This is a genomic window from Bartonella raoultii, assembly GCF_019659805.1.
GTDB lineage: Bacteria > Pseudomonadota > Alphaproteobacteria > Rhizobiales > Rhizobiaceae > Bartonella > Bartonella raoultii.
In genome coordinates, this window is sequence record NZ_JAIFRO010000001.1 from 225,741 (window position 1) to 243,914 (window position 18,174).

Below are 18,174 nucleotides of genomic sequence, written 5' to 3' on the forward strand. Positions count from 1 at the left end.
AACAAAAAATGCTTGATGCTGCCATCTTGTTTCTATCCTATGAAAGCGCTTATTTTTTCACTTTATAGACTGCTAGGATAGGTTATAATGCGGTAACGTGTTTCATTGCGTTCAAAGTTTTTAAAATTGACATCATCAGGGAAAAAAGGATTATAAGCCGTTACATGCTTGACAGAAATATTTTGTGCCTTTGGTGATGGATTAAAAATTGCACGTTCATCCCTTTTTTTTACGCCCGTAGAATCGATAATGAGATCTTTTCTATACGATTTTTGCACATGTTTCTTTGTTTTTTGCGGGACCTTTAAAGCTTTAAAACCAGACGTAGGTTGTTTTACTTTTTCCTTTTGCACTATCATCTTAGAACTTGGTATCATACGGGTCTTTGTAAAAGAAACTGTAGGAATATGATTGACATTTAAAAAACGTGCAAATACCCAACCAGCCTTTCCTTTATAATGTAAAAAACACCAATTTTTATTAGAAAGACAGCCATTAATTTGCACTTTTGCGCCAGTTGGAACCGTCGTGATAACTTTATAGGCTGTCGCTGGGCCTGTCCGTAAAACCGCATGATTTTCTCTGACATAGGCCGCTGTTCCAGCAATGCTATAAGACGAAGACACGCCAAGTCCTGCTCCCCCCAAAGTTAACAAAATCATTGTTGTTGATAAAAAGTTCTTATTGACCATTGTTTTTCCTCTCCTAAAGTATGAAGGGCAAAAGATTTGCCATATTTCAATCCAGTGGTGATTTCTTCTTTATCCTTAAAGACCTCAGCACATTTTGAAAAAAATGCTTTTTAAATTCTCCCCCTATTCTCAAATTGCTTTCACAATGCATGCCATATTGCTTTTATGGCAACATCACACTCCATAGATTATTGTTTTCAAGGACGTCTCTTGATGGATAGATCACGAGCATTCAAAAACAAAATTTTCACACTTATTTTCTAAGCTTACAGCCCTTCGAAACCACCATCACATAACGTAAAGAAGTTTTGAACGTGCTATTTGTTCCCGAAAAAAACTTACTGCCCCCAAATTTATTACTTGAATTGGAAAAAATTTGAGTTCACATATACTATTTGCTTGAAAAAGACTTTATTAAAAAGAAAAACTCTATTTTTAAATAAAAAGATTGAACATTCTATAAAGCTTTTATATCCTCAAGGTTTCGCAAAGAATTATAAAAGCTATGAGATCTTTCCTCAAAAAAATCTCTAAAACAAAAAGAAAGAGAGAGACATATGACATTAAAAGAATTTTTTCGCCCAACTAAAATCGGATTACTCGTTTCTTTCTTTATACTCTTTTTGTCAACTGCCTTTTCCATGGCCGCAGATAAATCCAATATCAAATTGGGTGTTATGGAAGGACAAGAAGCAACTATCTGGAAAGTTGCTGCGCAAGAAGCAAAAAAGGCTGGTTTAAATATTGAACTTATTTATTTTTCTGATTATACCTTGCCTAACGATGCCGTAAACGCAGGAGAGATTGATGCAAATGCTTTTCAGCATACCCCTTATCTCAATAATCAAATAAAACAGCGTGGTTATAAACTTTCCATTGCTGGCTATACATTTATTACCCCTATTGGTGTTTATTCACACAAAATAAAATCATTAAAAGAATTACGGGATGGAGCAGATGTTGGCATTCCTAACGATCCGTCAAATGGTGGAAGAGCTTTACTTCTTCTCCACTCTCTAGGTCTCATTAAATTAAAAGACCCGCACGATATCCTTGCATCTCCACTTGATATTATTGAAAATCCTAAGAACTTGAAAATTCGTGAATTAGATGCCGGTATGTTAGGGCGCGCAATTGATGATTTTGACATTGCTGTTATTAATACCAATTGGGCATTGGTCTCTGGATTAAACTTACAAAAAGATGTTGTTGCATGGGAAAAAGCAGACAATAACCCTTATAATAATATTATTGTTGTGCGTACCAGCGACAAAGATGCTCCATGGGTTAAGAAATTAGTTGCCGCTTATAATAGCGAACCTGTTCGTGCAAAAATCAAAGAAGTTTTTGGTCCAGCAGCACAAACATCTTGGTAATAATATCTCAGCCCCTTAAAACATCTTGGTAATGACGAATGGAAAAACCCGTTCTTATTTCTTTAAAAAATATCAGCCGTTGCTTTCATAAGACGGCTGGTATTCCTGCTGTTGATAATTTATCTCTCAATATCCATAAAGGTGAAATCCTTGGTATTATTGGACGTAGTGGAGCTGGAAAATCAACGCTTATCCGCTGTTTAAATGGATTAGAAAAAATTGACGCAGGATCTATCTTTTTTGAAGATGTAAATGTTTCAAGTTTGTCAGAGACAAAATGGGCCCCTTACCGTCAACGTATTGGAATGATTTTTCAACATTTTAATCTTTTATCCTCTCAAAATATTCTTGATAACATTGCATTACCACTGAGATTAAGCGGTGTTAACAAAAAGCAACGTCATAACCGTGCTCTTGAACTTATTGAATTAGTAGGATTATCTGGAAAAGAATATTGTTATCCTGTAGAATTATCAGGAGGACAAAAACAACGTGTCGGCATTGCTCGGGCTCTGGCTGCTAATCCTAAAATATTGTTATCTGATGAAGCAACCTCTGCTCTTGATCCTGAAACAACGCAATCTATTTTAGAACTTCTTGCTGATATTAATACGCGCCTTAACTTGACTATTGTGCTTATTACCCATGAAATGGAGGTTGTGCGCACAATTGCACATCGTGTTGTTGTCCTCAATCAAGGACGCATTGTAGAAGAAGGACGTGTGAAAGATATTTTTACCTCTCCTCAAGATGATACAACCATCGCCATGCTCAAGCTGGTTACGCCACAACTTCCAGAGAAGTTTGCGAAAAATCTTAAACCCACAGGGCAAGAAGCAGTTGTTGAAATCAATGTTGCAGGTAAAATTACGCAACAGCCTTTTCTTCATCTGTTAGAAGATGAAATTGGTATAAGAGCGCGTATTCTACATGGTGGTATTGATACAGTACAAGGAGAAACCATCGGACGACTTTTTTTAGGTCTTCCCGCTCAAAATAAAGAAACTTTTGAAAAAGCCATCCAATGGTTGAACCAAAAAGGACGATATTGTGAGGTTTTAGGTTATGTATAATGTTCTCTCTTATGAACTTCCCAATGCCGTTTTAGATACAATATTTATGACAATCAGTGCCTCTTTAATGGCACTCATTATAGGTCTTCCTCTTGGTCTTCTGCTATATACAACCGCACGTGGAGGAATTTTTTCCTCATGTCTTATCAATCGCCCCTTAAGCATTATCATAGATAGTCTTCGTGCAATTCCCTTCATTATCCTTGCATTTTACCTTCTCCCTATTACCCGTATTGTTGTAGGCAGAGGTGTAGGAATACCTTCCGTTATTTTTGTTTTGACCATTTCTGCGATTCCTTTTTATGCACGAATGGCAGAGCTTTCTTTTAAAACCGTTGAAAAAAACCTTATTGAAGCTGTTCGCTCCATGGGGGCAAATCGTTTTCAAATTATTAGATATGTTCTCATTCCTGAAGCACTCCCGAGCTTGATTACAGGCTTCACAGTCATGGTTATTTCTCTCCTTGGAGCCACGTCACTTGCTGGATATCTTGGTGGAGGAGGCTTGGGCGATATGGCAATCCGCTACGGATACCAACGTTATAATACCTCCATCATGACAATCGTCATCATCCTTTTGATTCTTCTCAATGTAATCACCCAATGGACTTCTGACAAAATTGTACAAAAGCTTGACAAAACAAAGCATTAAAAAAATTAAGCGCTTACGTGTTTTGCCTCAACCATAGCAACAACAAGCCATTGGGCAGTAAGAGCTGGTTTTTTCAACTGTTCAATTTCCACTGTAACACCATAGTGAAAAACAACGCGGCCAGAAGGACGAATCTCAGCATTATCTAAAACAAAACGTGCACGTACACGCGCTCCTGTTTTTACTGGACTCATAAAGCGTACTTTATCAAAACCATAATTAATCCCCATTTTTGTTCCTTCTAACTCTGGAAGAGCTTCATAAGCAAATGCAGATAAAAGAGATAAGGTTAAAAAGCCATGCGCAATAGTACCACCAAAAGGTGTTTTTTTAGCTCTTTCTGCATCAACATGGATCCATTGATGATCATCCGTTGCACATGCAAATTGGTTAATCATATCCTGCGTAACAAGACGCCATTGAGAAACGCCTATTTCTTTTCCAATAAAACCAATGACTTCTTGTATTGCTATTTTCCGCTGCATACCATTCTTCCTGTTTTATTTGATAAAAGTACTCCTCACCTCTTGCTTTTATAAAGCCCATTGATTAGAGCATCAAGAATAAAAGATGCGCTTTTTTCAAAGCAACGCACCTTACATGAAGAAACGTTTTTTGCGTTAAGGTAATTTTCAAATGGGAAAAAAAAATGGCAAGCAATGTGAGCCTTACAGGTTTAGCACGTGATTTAAAGCGGCGTGCCGAAAACCACCCCCCTATTCGTATTGGGCTGATTGGCTGTGGAGAAATGGGAACTGATTTGCTTTCAACTATTGCGCATATGGATGGCATAACAATTGCCGCTGTTGCCTCAAGAACTCCATCCCGTATTTTTGAGGCCGCAACACTCGCCTATGGCGAAGATGGGCATGTACGTGAAGTTGAAAATGCCCATGCCCTTTCACAAGCCATTGAAAAAGGTTTTATTGCAGCAACAAATGATATTGATCTTGTTTTACGCCACGAACAAATTGACATTATCGTTGATGCAACAGGCTATCCTGAAGCTGGAGCAGAAATTGGCTTCAAAGCGCTTGAAAATCATAAACATCTTGTCATGATGAATGTTGAAGCAGACGTTACGATTGGCGCTTATCTGAAACATGAAGCAGAAAAACGAGGCCTTATTTATACACTTGGTGCTGGTGACGAACCTACTTCTTGCATGGAGCTCATCGAATTTGTTTCCGCCCTTGGGCATAAAATTGTGGCAGCTGGAAAAGGAAAAAACAATCCCCTTTTCTTTGATGCCACACCTGATATGTATGAAGAAGAAGCCCTTCAACGGAATATGAATGTGCGCATGCTCGTTGAATTTATTGATGGCTCTAAAACAATGGTGGAAATGGCAGCCATTGCCAATGCCACTGGGCTTATTCCCGATTGTTCTGGAATGCATGGTCCAAAAGCAGCACTTCAAGATTTAAACAAAGTGCTTATCCCAAAAAGAGATGGTGGTATTTTAACGCAATATGGTGTTGTGGATTACTCAACAGGTCAGGGTGTTTCCCCAGGTGTTTTTGTTATTGCAGAAATAGCTCATCCACGTCTGCGTGAACGTATGGAAGATTTAAAAATTGGTCAGGGTCCTTACTTTACTTTTCATCGTCCCTATCATTTAACAGCCATGGAAGTCCCCCTAACCTGTGCACGCATTATGCTTTATGGCAAACAAGATATGGCTCCTCTTCACCACCCGGTAGCAGAAGTCTGCGCTGTTGCAAAAAAAGATTTATATCCTGGTGATCAATTAGACTTCATCGGTCTTTATAGTTATCGTGCTTGGATCATGAACTATGCAGAAGCATGCATGCACCAAGCCATTCCTTGTGGACTCTTAGAAAAAGCAACCGTTACAGCGGAAATTAAAAAAAATGAACTCATCACCAAACACAATACAAGCATTCGTGAAGATCAGTGGATTGCACGTCTTCGTATGAAACAAGATCTTTTGTTGAATCATCCTTCACCTCTCTCGCATACGTAAGAAAGCTTTTATTGTCATTCCTTAAAAGATAAAGAAACTTCCTTATTTTACCTCTTAAATAAGCATACAAAAGATAAAAAGATTTTCTTAATTTCCCCTCTCCTACAAAACTTAAAAACAGCTCTTTATACAGCAAAAGTCCCTATGACTGATCTGTTTATCCATATTCTTTTATCGACCAGCTTAATGCAAAATAGGAAACAAAAGAGAGGCTGATCAAAAGAATAAAAAGCCGATTTTCCTCTTATATAAATGGAAGGCTGTATAAGCAACAATAGATCTTTCCTTACACCCTTTACAAAAAATGACATGAAATAAACGAAGAGGACTCAACTCTTTTTCTCAAAAAAGTGCGTTCATAAGCTGTGGAATGACAAACACCCTAAAAATAGAAAAGGATATTTTAAAACTATTGGCAATAGTTTTAAAAGCTATAAAACCCAATAAAAACAGAAAGAGCAATGCAGATATATTTATATATGCATTGTTACGAAAAGAGCATTTTTACAAACAGCAAAATCAAGCTGTTTGAGAAAACTTACAATTATTTTTTACAACAAAGAAAAAGGAAACGATGTTTCATATTTATTGGTACATTTTGTAAAAAATATTCCCTCTTATTTTCACAACGCGCTTCCTCTTTCCAAAGACAGCTGTCTTGCCCTATATGCTTTATCAAAATACTGAAATGATGCACAAAATAAAAACAATCAACAGCTCAGCTTTGCAGATATTTAAACGAATAATGTCCACATAGATACTATAGTGCCCAATATATCCCTGTTGTTAAAGCACAATACCATAAAATAACGCTTATATTGCTCAAAAAGAATGTACATAAAGCTATTTTTTCAATATTATCAAAAGTGAACGCTCTTGTCTTTTCACCATCGTGAAGAATAGCCAAATCCACTGCTCCCAAAACAGTTCCTTTTTCTAAGACAACAACAGAAACCGCCTTTTTCTTTTGAAGTTTATCTTTCATAAGATGCATGTTTCATCCCTCTAGTGCATTTAGAAAAAAGAATAGATATTATACAAATAAATAAAAAAGACGATTTTTAAATATTTTAAACATAGCTTTCTTTGCTCCTCTTTTTCTTTACTGAAAAATTGAAAGAATATTTATATATATAAAAAACGAAACTTATATTTAATATCTACGGTAATAATAATACATTATGTATTATATGTAAAGACATAAAAAAACATAATTTTAATTGACTAAAAAACCGAATGATTAAAGAATATGAAGCTTCTTTTATAGAATGCAATAGATGTAATCGCTCACTTCATAGAGTATTATTTTCATAAAACTATGAACAGATGCACTCTTTACATAAATGAAAAAGAAATATTCAATTTTCGATGCAAACAAAGCTTTCTTTACTACTCTTTCTCTCTATCAGAACAACATTTTTCATCACTGATGGGCATAAAACAAATCTTTCTTTGCTTTTGAAGAGGATTTAAAGCTATTTCAGCAAAACAACTTTCACAATTTTGACTAAAAATCTTTACCAGTGCTTATTCCTTAGATTTCTTTTACCTGTCAGAAATAATAGAAATACATGCAAATGTAAGCATAAAAAAATTCATAACTTTCTCTCAGTTGAATTTCTCAATAAAGAAAGAAAACCTTTTTCATTTTTTATGAAAGAGCTATACTCTTTAAAATGACAATTTAAAAAGATAGAAGAGCATTTCAAAATAACACCGCGATAGAGAGCATTCTTGAATATTCCGATAATGATCTGAAAGAATAGAGAATATTTTTATCATGAAAGCATGACTTTCTTTCACATCCATATCTGATATGAAAACGCTCTTATTTGCGTTTCTCGCACAGATCAATTAAACTAAAAGAAAGTAATCCACTTCTTTTAATTTCTTTGTCTCTCTTAATTTTTTTAGGCAATAAATATGGTATCCAACACACCTTTTCTCGCTTTGTTACCCTTAGGTGCACACGAATATCATGGAAATCACCTTCCCTTTGAAACCGACTGGATTATAGCTGAATCTTTTGCAAAAGCACTCACGTTACAAACAAAAGAACAATTTCATATTGCACTCTTACCGGTTGAAAAAATTGGTTATTCAAGTGAACATATGGATGTTATGGGCACAAAAACATTAACCTTTTCTGATGCGATAAAACGCTGGATCAATATTGGTGAGAATTGTTATCGTAAAGGCATCAAACGTTTTCTTCTTCTCAACGCACATGGAGGAAATTCTCCTTTAATGAGTATTGTTATCACTGAATTACGCAGACGTTTTTCAATGCTTGCGGTAGCAACAAGCTGGAGTCGTTTTGGTCTTCCAAAAGGTTTCATGGAGCCCTCTCAACAACATCTTGATATCCATGGTGGCTTTATCGAAACCTCTTTAATGCTGTATTTAGCCCCAGAAAAAGTGCATATGGAAAAGGCAAAAAATTTTCATAATAAGCAAGCTGACATGATTGCCAATTATCACTATTTACGCGCTTATGGCCCGCATGCTTTTGGATGGACAATGCGTGATCTTAATCCCCAAGGAGCAGCCGGTAACGCAAGCCAAGCAACCTCAAAAGCAGGAGAAGCAATTTTTACGCATGTTTTAAGCGGACTTCGTGATTTACTTAATGATATCAAGCGATTTGAAATAAATGCATTACAATAAAAGGCCCCCTCATGGAAACGATACAAAATAGGTCCAATAAACTTCCTGTTACAGTTCTCACCGGCTATCTTGGATCTGGAAAAACGACTCTTCTCAATCGCATTCTTAGCGAAAATCATGGCAAACGTTACGTCGTTATTGTCAATGAATTTGGTGAAATTGGTATCGATAATGATCTTATTATTGAATCAGACGAAGAAATTTATGAAATGAATAATGGCTGTGTTTGCTGTACTGTGCGCGGTGATCTTATTCGTGTTTTGGAAAGTTTGATGCAACGCGCGCATCGGTTTGATGCAATCATTATAGAAACAACAGGGCTTGCCGATCCCGTTCCTGTTGCACAAACTTTTTTTATGGATGATGCAATCCATGAAAAAACAGCTCTCGATAGTGTGATAGCCGTTGTTGATGCAAAACATTTTCCGCTTCAATTAAAAAAAAGCCGTGAAGTTGAAGAGCAAATTGCTTTCTCTGATATTATTCTCTTAAATAAAATTGATCTTGTCAGTACGCAAGAGCGTGACCATGTGAAATTACTCATTCTGGCAATTAACCCCCACGCCATTCTTTATGAAACAGAGCGCGCCCATATTTCTCTTGAGAAACTCCTTAACCGTGGTGCCTTTGACCTGCAACGCATTTTAGAAAATGATCCTCATTTTCTCGCTCCACAACATTCAACGCTTAACCAACAACATGCAAACCATGTATGTGGACCTGAGTGCACACATGATCATGAACATTCCCATAGCTCTACCATGCATGACGTTACCATCACTTCTGTGAGTTTAAAAACAGGCGCCCTTCAACCAGAAAAGTTTTTTCCATGGATTCAACAAGTTACGCAGCAACAAGGTCCAGATATTTTGCGTTTAAAAGGTATTATCGCATTTCAGGGAGATGATGAGCGTTATGTCATCCAAGGCATACACATGCTCCTTGAAGGACAACATCAACGTCCATGGCGTGAAGGTGAAAACCGTGAAAGCCGACTTGTTTTTATTGGCCGTACTCTTGATAGCGAAAAACTGAAAACTGGTTTTGAAAACTGTACATAAGCGAGAAGCAATGCCAAGCATTACCCATTATGATCTTCAAAATTACTGCCTTTCCTGTGGTTTTATAGGCAATAAACCAGCCTTTATTTCTGTAGAAGGTTCTATCGTTTTTTTGAACCCAACCCCACAAATCCTTGAAATCCACCAAGGAATAATTTCAAGCCATTTTTCTCTTGATAATACAGCAATCATCACAGGTGGAGAAGATGGAAAAGTCTGCCAAACAACAGCAGATGGCCGTACAGAACAATGCGACAAACAAGAGCGCAAATGGATCAGCAATGTTGCTTTTGGACCAAAGAATATTTTTGCCTTTTCCTCTGCACGCCTCACTGTAGCAAATGTGGGAAAAGGAAGAGAAGAATTGCTTCATGAACACAGTGTAGAAGGTCTTGCTTTTGCTCCTAAAGGTTTACGACTCGCCGTTGCCCATTATAATGGTGTAACCCTTCATTGGCTTTCAACACAAACGCCCCCAACCACATTGATCTGGAAAGGGGCCCATTGTGGTGTTACTTTTTCACCAGACAACCGCTATGTCATTTCCACCATGCAAGAAAACGCCCTCCACGGCTGGCGCCTTAGCGATCATCAACATTTACGCATGAGTGGCTATCCAAGCAAAGTGAAAAGCTGGTCGTGGAGTGCAAAAGGCAAATGGTTAGCAACATCAGGCGCATCCGCTGCAATTGTTTGGCCCTTTCATACAAAAGATGGCCCCATGGGGAAAACACCACTAGAACTTGGCACACGAAACAATGTGCTTGTCAGCACCGTTTCATGTCATCCAAGTGAAGAAGTCGTAGCAATAGGCTTTAATGATGGGATGATTTTATGTGCACATTTTGGCGATGGAAAACAAGTTCTTCTAAAAGATTGCGGAAAGAGCGCTATCTCAACACTAAACTGGGATAAAACAGGACATAACCTCGCCTTTGGGAGTGAAAGTGGTGAATGTGGGGTTATCAACGTCACAGCATGAAAACATTCCCAAAACAATATTGCGCAATTTACAACAAGCAAAAAGCCTTTCCAAGATACGTGAAAAAATCTGCTTTCTTTTTAAAAAGACAAAACAGAAAACAAAATAGCAGCTCCTAATTCACGCTATCTCCTACTCTTAAAGAGAATCTTCAAGCGCCCAACAATAGTCTCGAAATTATAATCCTCTTACGACATCGCTAAAAGCTTATCCTATAAACTCTTTATTGCTAAACCACAGATAGATATTAATAACGCCACTTTGGCTTTTCTTTTATTATAATCGTGATGTATCATGCTTTATGGATAACCCTAGCCGCAAAGCTTATATCAACAAGATGTTAATCACCCCCATGTATATTTCAAAAATATCATATAGATTAAACAGAAAAAACGGCACAATCATCTATCTTATTATCTTAAAAAGAAAGACTTTAAGAGCATATAAATTTTAAATATTTATCATCATAATGGAGAATAAAAGTTCTTTTTAAGCCTTACTGAAAACGTAAAATAATATGTCCCGTATAGCTTTAATATATTGTTTTTACGTAATAAATTTTTAAATTATATAAATAAACAATAACACAATAACATTACAATTTGTATTTATTCTCTTTATGAGAGGTGTATCAAAAAATATAAAATTAAAAATGATAGCGTAATCCACCAGAAAAATGTGTTCCAGAAAAACCCGCTTTGGTTAATTTATACTGATATGTCAAATCGCTATGAAATGCAATCTTTGGAGACAGCCGTGCAGAAAAACCAAAGCCAGTTTCAAAAGAAGAACCAAAAGCCCCTAAGAGAAAATTATCCCCCAAATACACATGGTGTTTATCGCTAAAATCACGAATAACGTGAAATTTACTATAGAAGGAAACCCCTTGTGACTTTTCAAGAGCCATAAGCGCTTTAGTTAAACGCCCACCGATACGCATCATCCAATAATCTGGTTTTTTCATATCAATCGTAAAATTATCAACATCGCGTGTTTCATGAAACTGAAGATGTTGGTAAACAAATTGAACTTGCGGATCAAATATAAAACCGCGACATCCAAGCATAAATTCTTTACCAGCAGTTAAGGAAATGCTCAGAGGGTTTCCTCTTAATGCTGCCGTCTTTCCTCGTTTAAGGGTAAAAACATTCCCCTGAAACAGACCATAAGATAAGAGACCATCCATATAAAGTCCTGTATTATGCTGCATACTGCTATATGCCGTTACTGTCCATTTCTTAAATGTACTTTCTTGGCTTTGTTCAACATTTTGAGGCTGTAAAGAAAGTTTACCATAAGTTCCCATAAGCCCAAAAGATGTCGTAGTGTATATATTCTCGATGAGACTGAGCAAAATACCCGCCTCTATAGCATTATAATCCACATCCCCTCCATAGCCATATTCAAGTGTAGACAAATTAGAACTATAACGATGATTACTGCTATAACCGTGCAAAAAGAGAGCAGGATTTTTATCCATTTTAAACAACTGTTGAGAAAAAACGCGCTGCATTTCTAACTGTTTATTTTGATTGCTGATATCGAGAAATCCAGCATGCGATAAAGTATTTGGCAAAAGAAGATAAGTCGAAACTTGCGGCACAACGGCTCTTACACTTTTTTTCAAATGAGGAACAGATGCAGAAACTGGTATCATTGGTGCAAAAAGAGAAACGCGTGTTTCAATAGAAGAGTGAGGAACGGAGGCAACAAGAACGGGTAGAGAAGAAGACGTGACCGGATCAGAAGCATGAGGCGTTGAAGAAACGGGAACAGAGGGGGAAGAAGAAGTGGGGTCAGGAAAACGAGAGGAAGAAGAAACAAGAGCGGGTACGGAAGAATGTACTGTCGGATCAGAAGAATGAGGCGTTGAAGAGATAGGAACAGAGGGGGAAGAAGAAGTGGGGTCAGGAGCGCGAGAAGAAAAGGAAACAAGGACGGGTACGGAAGAATGTACTGTCGGATCAGAAGAATGAGGCGTTGAAGAGACAGGAACAGAAGGGGAAGAAGAAGTGGGGTCAGGAGCGCGAGAAGAAAAGGAAACAAGGACGGGTACGGAAGAATGTACTGTCGGATCAGAAGAATGAGGCGTTGAAGAGACAGGAACAGAAGGGGAAGAAGAAGTGGGGTCAGGAGCGCGAGAAGAAAAGGAAACAAGGACGGGTACGGAAGAATGTACTGTCGGATCAGAAGAATGAGGCGTTGAAGAGACAGGAACAGAAGGGGAAGAAGAAGTGGGCTCAGGAGCGCGAGAGGTAGGAAGAATCAGAACGGGTACAGAAGGCGTTATCGGATCAGAAGCGTGAGGCGTTGAAGAAGCGGGAACAGAGGAGGAAGAAGAAGTGGGATCCGGAGAGCGAGAGGTAGGAGGAACAAGGGGGGAGATAGAAGGAAAAAAGCCTACCGGAATAGGCTCATCTGCGGCAGGTAAAGCACCAAAAGGTGGAGAAGAAAAGTCTGATGTTGTAACAGGAGGTAAAAAGGTCTCTCCTCCAGAAACTTCCGTTTTTGTTTCAAAATCAGAATCCATAGGATGCCCTGCAATCTCAGTTATATTAGGAAACACATCAGAAGAAGAAGGAGAAGCAACAAATTTACTTTCAAGGCGAAAGTCCCAAAATGTTTGTGCATCTTTAAGAACTTTTTGAGCAGGATCTGCAGGACCTGAAGAAGAACTTGGACCATAAGCAACAAGATGATACTGATAAGGTGAGCCATACGGTGTAACATACCCACCACTCAGCTTAAAAGAATCCTCCTTTGCTGTTCCATAAGCCTGAATAATAGAAATCCCTTGGTTATTTCCACCCTCTCCGGTCAGTGCCCCAGGACTTCCTGGAGCACTATACACATGTACCATGGTTTCTCCCAAAACATCACCATTGATTAAAAGCCTATCCGTCTTTTGCTCTTGAAGCGTTCCCCCCTTATCTAAATAACTATTAAGATAAAGCTGTGCACCATCTTTTGCCTGATAAACGCTACCCTTTCCTTTTCCAACGAGGAGAGTTTGATACATAGTGTTATCTGTATCTATGGATTTTAACCTTTCAAAAACAAGAGAGCTCTTTTCAAGATGAAGTGAAGAAACAGAAGAATAATCACTTGAAAGAGAAGCCGTGGAAGCAAAACTTTGTAATTTTTCATATTTGGGTCGCAATAAAATCCATTTTGAATCGTTCTTTAATACAATTCTGGCCGTAGCACTCTGATCCATAAAGGCGCCCCCTTTAAGCGTAGAGGCATCAGCAGTAATATTCACAAAAGCATCCTCTTCAGCTTTTAGCAATAAATCTCCAAAGACGCTTGAACCTTCTGTCAATTGAATCAAACTCTCAAATTTACGGCTGTAAAGAGCAGCGCTTTCGGGAACTTTAAAATCCGTATTTTTCAACTGGACTTCCCCTTTTCCAGATAAAATGATTTTTCCCATTCCTTGAAAAACACCTTCCCAAAAAAAGTTCATCCCATGAAACCCTCTATTTCTTACAAGAAAAGAGGAACTTTCAATCTGAACCGCTTTACTATCATTTCCCTCTAAAAAAATTCCATGGCTATTAACAACATTAACTCTCCCTTTCTCAAGTGCAAGAGTGCCAGCACCTTGAAGAACAGAAAAAGCCGCACGTTGATTATAATTGCCTACCGCTTGTTCTCTTCTTTTGCCATATTGTCCCCTCCCCATAATTGCAACATTTTTTAAATTAATTTCTCCCTCTCCTGCTACTTGAATCCCAATCCCATCAGAAAAATCAATTTTTCCCTTTTCCATTTGTATTTTTGCTTTGCCATGGCTTAAAAGACTTATTGCACCAGATTGCGTTGTAATGGTTGTATCGCTTAAAAAAACGAATGAACTCTCACCAACGGCACTCACCCCCATTCCTGTCGCTTTAATCACTCCCTCTCGCATCTCAAATGCTCCCCCCTCATCAACCTCTGCTCCAATCGATATATTATTGAGCATAGAATCGCTAAGAGAAACGCCTCCCTTTTTTGAAGCTTTGATAGCCGTTGTCCAAGAGCTTTCTTCTGAATGAGCATTTATGTTAGCAATACCGTTAACGATGATCTTCTGACCTTCGATAAGTGTATCTTTTCCCGATGCCTCTATCGCTGCACCACTGCTTTTATCCCTGACATTGTAGATTTTATTAGAAATTTCATGCTGTTGACCATCATTACAGCGATAAAATGATGCGCTTTCACTACATGAATAGAATTCTTTTCCAGAAGAAGATTCATGTGCATCAACGTGATGTACCAAAAAAAATAGAACGGTTGTAAAACGATATAAAGAAAAAGGATATTGAGAGATTTTGATCATAATTTTTCTGCAAACTTTCTTCCCCTTCCCATAAAAACAAAAACACACGCCCTGCTTTATTATATACGGGGCATATAATACATTTTGTATTTTATTAATCCATTTTGTATTTTATGTAAAGTCAAAATTTTAAAATATGAAAAATGTCATAATCAAAATCCAGAATTCTCACAAAAAGCGTATCAAAATATCCTTGAAAAACATAAGCAAAGCGGCATTTTAAAAATGTCGCTTTTTCAAAACATCGTATCAATTTATCTATGGTCAAAATTGCCATAAAAGTGAAAATTCATAATATGAAAATAAAAAAGCATGGCGTATAGTTTTCTCATCTCATTGCTAAAATGAGAAAATACGCCCATAAAATGAGATCTTTAAGATATGTAAGAGACTGCTCTTACTGTAAAAAACAAGAAAAGCCACAAGGTGTACCTTGTGGCTTTTAAAAGAATTATTAAAAAACAAATTAGAAATGATAGCGTAATCCACCAGAAAAACTGGTCCCTGAAAAACCAGCCTTGCTTAGCTTATGCTGATAAACCAAATCACCATAGAATGTAAACTTTTGCGACAATTTTGCCTTAAAACCTAGCCCAGCTTCTAGAGAAGACCCCAAAGCACCCAATTTAAAAGCATCTTTGAAATGGACAGATTTTTTTTCTTCTAAACTATGCGAAAGATGAATCTTACTATAAAAAGAAACATCATAATCCTTTTCTAAAGCAAGCGTTTTTCTCAAAAATCCACCAACACGCATTGTCCATTGATCCAGTCTTCCCATATCAACATCAAAATTATCAATATCACGGACCTTATCAAACTGAAGATGTTGATAAACAACTTGAAGTTGTGGATCAAAAACAAGACCTTTATGTCCTGTTAGAAATGTTTTTCCCCCCATCAAAGAAGCACTAAAAGGTTTGCTCTTCAATGTTGCAGTTTTACCCCGTAAAGGTGTAAAAACATCACCTTGGAATAAACCATAAGATAAAAGACCATCAATATAAAAGCCAGCATCATGCTGCATACTACCATAGGCTGTCACAGTCCATTTATCAAATGTACTTTCTTGACTTTGTTCGACATCCAAGGGTTCCAGAGAAAGCTTGCCATAAGATCCCATAAGGCCCAAGGATATAGCATTGTCAGTATTCTCAATTGTATGTAACAAAACACCTGTCTCGATAGCATGATAACCAAGATCACCGCCATATCCATATTCCAATACAGACAGATCTGAAGTATAATGGTAACTTCCCCCATAGGCACGTGAAAATAAAGCAGAACTTTTATGTGTTTCTAACATTCCAGAAGAAGTTGTACGCAATATCTCCAATTGCTTATTTTGATTGCTAAGATCCATCAATCCACTATGGAATATACTATTTGGCAACAGCAGATAAGTCGAAACTTGCGGAACAACAGCCTTTTCCATCACTCCAGAATGATATTCCCGATCAAGACCCGTAACGGAACCAAATTGGGAATAAAAATCTGACACAAGTCGAGACCCAGAAGGCCGAGAACCAGAAGATAGACTAGATTCGCTATGAGGATCGATATGCCCATTCTCAAGACGGAAGTCCCAAAAATCTCCTTCACCTTCAACGAGTCTTTGCGTGAAATCGGCCCTCCCTAAATCAGATTGTGGTCCATAAGCGCGCAGCCTGTACTGATAAGGTGAACCATCCAATGCGACATAATCACCTTCCAACTTAAAAGAATCTTTCTCAGCTGTTCCAGAGACCTGAATAATGGAAATACCTTTATTATTTCCATATTGTCCTGTTCCTTCTCCTAAACTTCCAGCAACAGCTCGCACACGCACCATTGTCTTTCCCGAGACATTCCCATGAATTAAAAGCCGATCAGTTTTTTGTTTTTGAAGAACTCCACCCTTATTAAGGTAAGTATTAAGATAAAGACGCGCATGACCTTGCGCCTTATAAACCTCACCTTCTCCATTGCCAATGCGCAGTGTTTGATAATCACTCGCTATATTCGCCCTTGGTTTTTCAAAAGAAATAGAACTCCCCATCAGATGTATTAATGAAACCGACGAGACACCTACAGAAACAGAATCGCGTACCCCCCCATATCTTGGTTGTGATAAAATCCATTCTGAACCATTTGTTAACCGAAGCTCAGCAAAAGACCCTTCATCAAGACGCACTCCTCCCTTAAGGGTCGAAGCATCAGCTGAAATCTTTAAAAAAGAATCTTTTTCAGCTTTTAATAATAGATCCCCAGAAATTTCAGATTTTCCTAAAAGTTTAATAAGACCACCGGATTTTTCGCTATAAATAGCGACACTTTCTGGTGCTTTTAATGTGCTAGCATATAAATGAACATTGCCTCGCTTAAGCAAATTGGTCTTTGGCAAACTTCCAAATAACACACCTTCCCCAAAAAAACGATAAAGTCTCTCTTTTTCATAAAGACCAGTATTTAGCCGATCCGCTTCAGAAGCTTGCCCATCAAAAAAACGCAAAGCATAATGTCTATTCCCCTCCACAACAACCATGGAATCTTTCATATCAATATAACCAACGTTTCCTTGAAATGAAACACCATGAGCCCTCGTCACATTAACCTTACCTGTCTCAAAACGAATATAGCCACCATTTTGAGACATCTGAAAAGCTGAATTTTCACTATGTTTACTGCTCTGAGCTCTCAGTCCCCCCTTTTGGGTAATATTCACGCTCTTTAAAGAAATTTGTCCTTTTTCTCTTGTAAGAATTCCTGTCCCCTTTGTCAGATCAATTTCTCCTCCTTCTATATAAACTTCTCCTAAATGATCTGCTATTATAGCATACTGCCAAAACCTTTCTCCCACAATATCAGCATTTATCGCATCTTTAATGGTGATATTCTTTCCCTTAATCGCTGTATTTTCTCCAGATGCTCTTATAGCAGACTCTTTATTTGTGTCCTTCATTTTCTGATAAGTCTTATGAGAAATAGAGCCCTTAAGCCCCCTATTACACCAAAGAAACGGATCTTCTATCCTACATGAAAATTCATTTTCACCCTTTTGCACGGCAACCGCAACAGAAGTATTTGATTGTACGCTAGCACTTGTAGTATCCGTTTGAACCCCAGCGCTAACATTGTTTACAAAAAAAAGGATGGCTGTCGTAAAAGTACATAAAGAGAAATGATTTTGAAATATTTTGACCATAATTCCACCATATTCCCCCCACTTGTTTAAAAGAGTGATATCTTGCTACACTGTATTAAAGGAATATTTAATACGTTTTGTTAGAATTCTTTATATTTATTAGTTTATTTTGTATTTTATGTAAATGCAGAATAAAAAATTATGAAAAAACAACAATTTCAATTCGTCTCTTT

12 protein-coding genes are annotated in these 18,174 nt (G+C 37.6%); 7 read left to right on the forward strand and 5 right to left on the reverse strand.

Annotation, left to right across the window (positions count from 1 at the left end; all coding sequences use genetic code 11):
• Positions 1-62 precede the first annotated feature (62 nt).
• Complete coding sequence (locus K3248_RS00935; RefSeq protein WP_220716495.1) at positions 63-692, reverse strand: SH3 domain-containing protein; 630 nt, start codon at positions 690-692, stop codon at positions 63-65.
• A gap of 557 nt (positions 693-1,249) precedes the next feature.
• On the opposite strand from K3248_RS00935, the gene K3248_RS00940 reads away from it, so the two are divergent.
• Genes K3248_RS00940 through K3248_RS00950 form a run of 3 tightly spaced genes read left to right on the forward strand, consistent with a single transcriptional unit; the run spans position 1,250 to position 3,793 of the window.
• Positions 1,250-2,068 (forward strand): MetQ/NlpA family ABC transporter substrate-binding protein, encoded by an 819-nt coding sequence (locus K3248_RS00940; protein ID WP_220716496.1) that lies wholly within the window; start codon positions 1,250-1,252, stop codon positions 2,066-2,068.
• Positions 2,069-2,106: 38 nt separating this feature from the next.
• Positions 2,107-3,141 carry a methionine ABC transporter ATP-binding protein gene (locus tag K3248_RS00945; protein ID WP_220716497.1) on the forward strand — a complete coding sequence of 345 codons (1,035 nt, stop codon included), beginning with the start codon at positions 2,107-2,109 and terminating at the stop codon, positions 3,139-3,141.
• Positions 3,134-3,793, forward strand: a complete 660-nt coding sequence (locus K3248_RS00950; RefSeq protein ID WP_220716498.1) for a methionine ABC transporter permease — start codon at positions 3,134-3,136, stop codon at positions 3,791-3,793. The genes K3248_RS00945 and K3248_RS00950 overlap by 8 nt, the downstream gene beginning before the upstream one ends.
• Positions 3,794-3,798: 5 nt before the next feature.
• Here the strand turns inward: K3248_RS00950 and K3248_RS00955 are convergent, their stop codons facing one another.
• Positions 3,799-4,278, reverse strand: a complete 480-nt coding sequence (locus K3248_RS00955) for a MaoC family dehydratase (protein WP_220716499.1) — start codon at positions 4,276-4,278, stop codon at positions 3,799-3,801.
• 164 nt (positions 4,279-4,442) lie between these two features.
• Here K3248_RS00955 and K3248_RS00960 point away from each other — a divergent pair, with 164 nt between their 5' ends.
• A complete protein-coding gene (locus K3248_RS00960; protein WP_220716500.1) occupies positions 4,443-5,780 on the forward strand; it encodes an NAD(P)H-dependent oxidoreductase in 1,338 nt (445 codons plus the stop codon).
• Between the two features lie 760 nt (positions 5,781-6,540).
• Here K3248_RS00960 and K3248_RS00965 read toward each other — a convergent pair.
• On the reverse strand, positions 6,541-6,774 hold the full coding sequence (locus K3248_RS00965) for a hypothetical protein (protein ID WP_220716501.1): 234 nt from the start codon (positions 6,772-6,774) through the stop codon (positions 6,541-6,543).
• A 929-nt stretch (positions 6,775-7,703) separates the two neighbouring features.
• Here K3248_RS00965 and K3248_RS00970 point away from each other — a divergent pair.
• The 3 genes from K3248_RS00970 to K3248_RS00980 are packed head-to-tail and all read left to right on the forward strand — an operon-like array spanning position 7,704 to position 10,490.
• Complete coding sequence (locus tag K3248_RS00970; protein WP_220716502.1) at positions 7,704-8,447, forward strand: creatininase family protein; 744 nt, start codon at positions 7,704-7,706, stop codon at positions 8,445-8,447.
• 11 nt (positions 8,448-8,458) lie between these two features.
• Positions 8,459-9,508 carry a CobW family GTP-binding protein gene (locus K3248_RS00975; protein ID WP_220716503.1) on the forward strand — a complete coding sequence of 350 codons (1,050 nt, stop codon included), beginning with the start codon at positions 8,459-8,461 and terminating at the stop codon, positions 9,506-9,508.
• 10 nt (positions 9,509-9,518) lie between these two features.
• On the forward strand, positions 9,519-10,490 hold the full coding sequence (locus K3248_RS00980; RefSeq protein WP_220716582.1) for a WD40 repeat domain-containing protein: 972 nt from the start codon (positions 9,519-9,521) through the stop codon (positions 10,488-10,490).
• A gap of 646 nt (positions 10,491-11,136) precedes the next feature.
• Here K3248_RS00980 and K3248_RS00985 read toward each other — a convergent pair.
• On the reverse strand, positions 11,137-14,817 hold the full coding sequence (locus K3248_RS00985) for an autotransporter outer membrane beta-barrel domain-containing protein (RefSeq protein WP_220716504.1): 3,681 nt from the start codon (positions 14,815-14,817) through the stop codon (positions 11,137-11,139).
• A gap of 466 nt (positions 14,818-15,283) precedes the next feature.
• A complete protein-coding gene (locus tag K3248_RS00990; protein ID WP_220716505.1) occupies positions 15,284-18,001 on the reverse strand; it encodes an autotransporter outer membrane beta-barrel domain-containing protein in 2,718 nt (905 codons plus the stop codon).
• Positions 18,002-18,174: the final 173 nt, after the last annotated feature.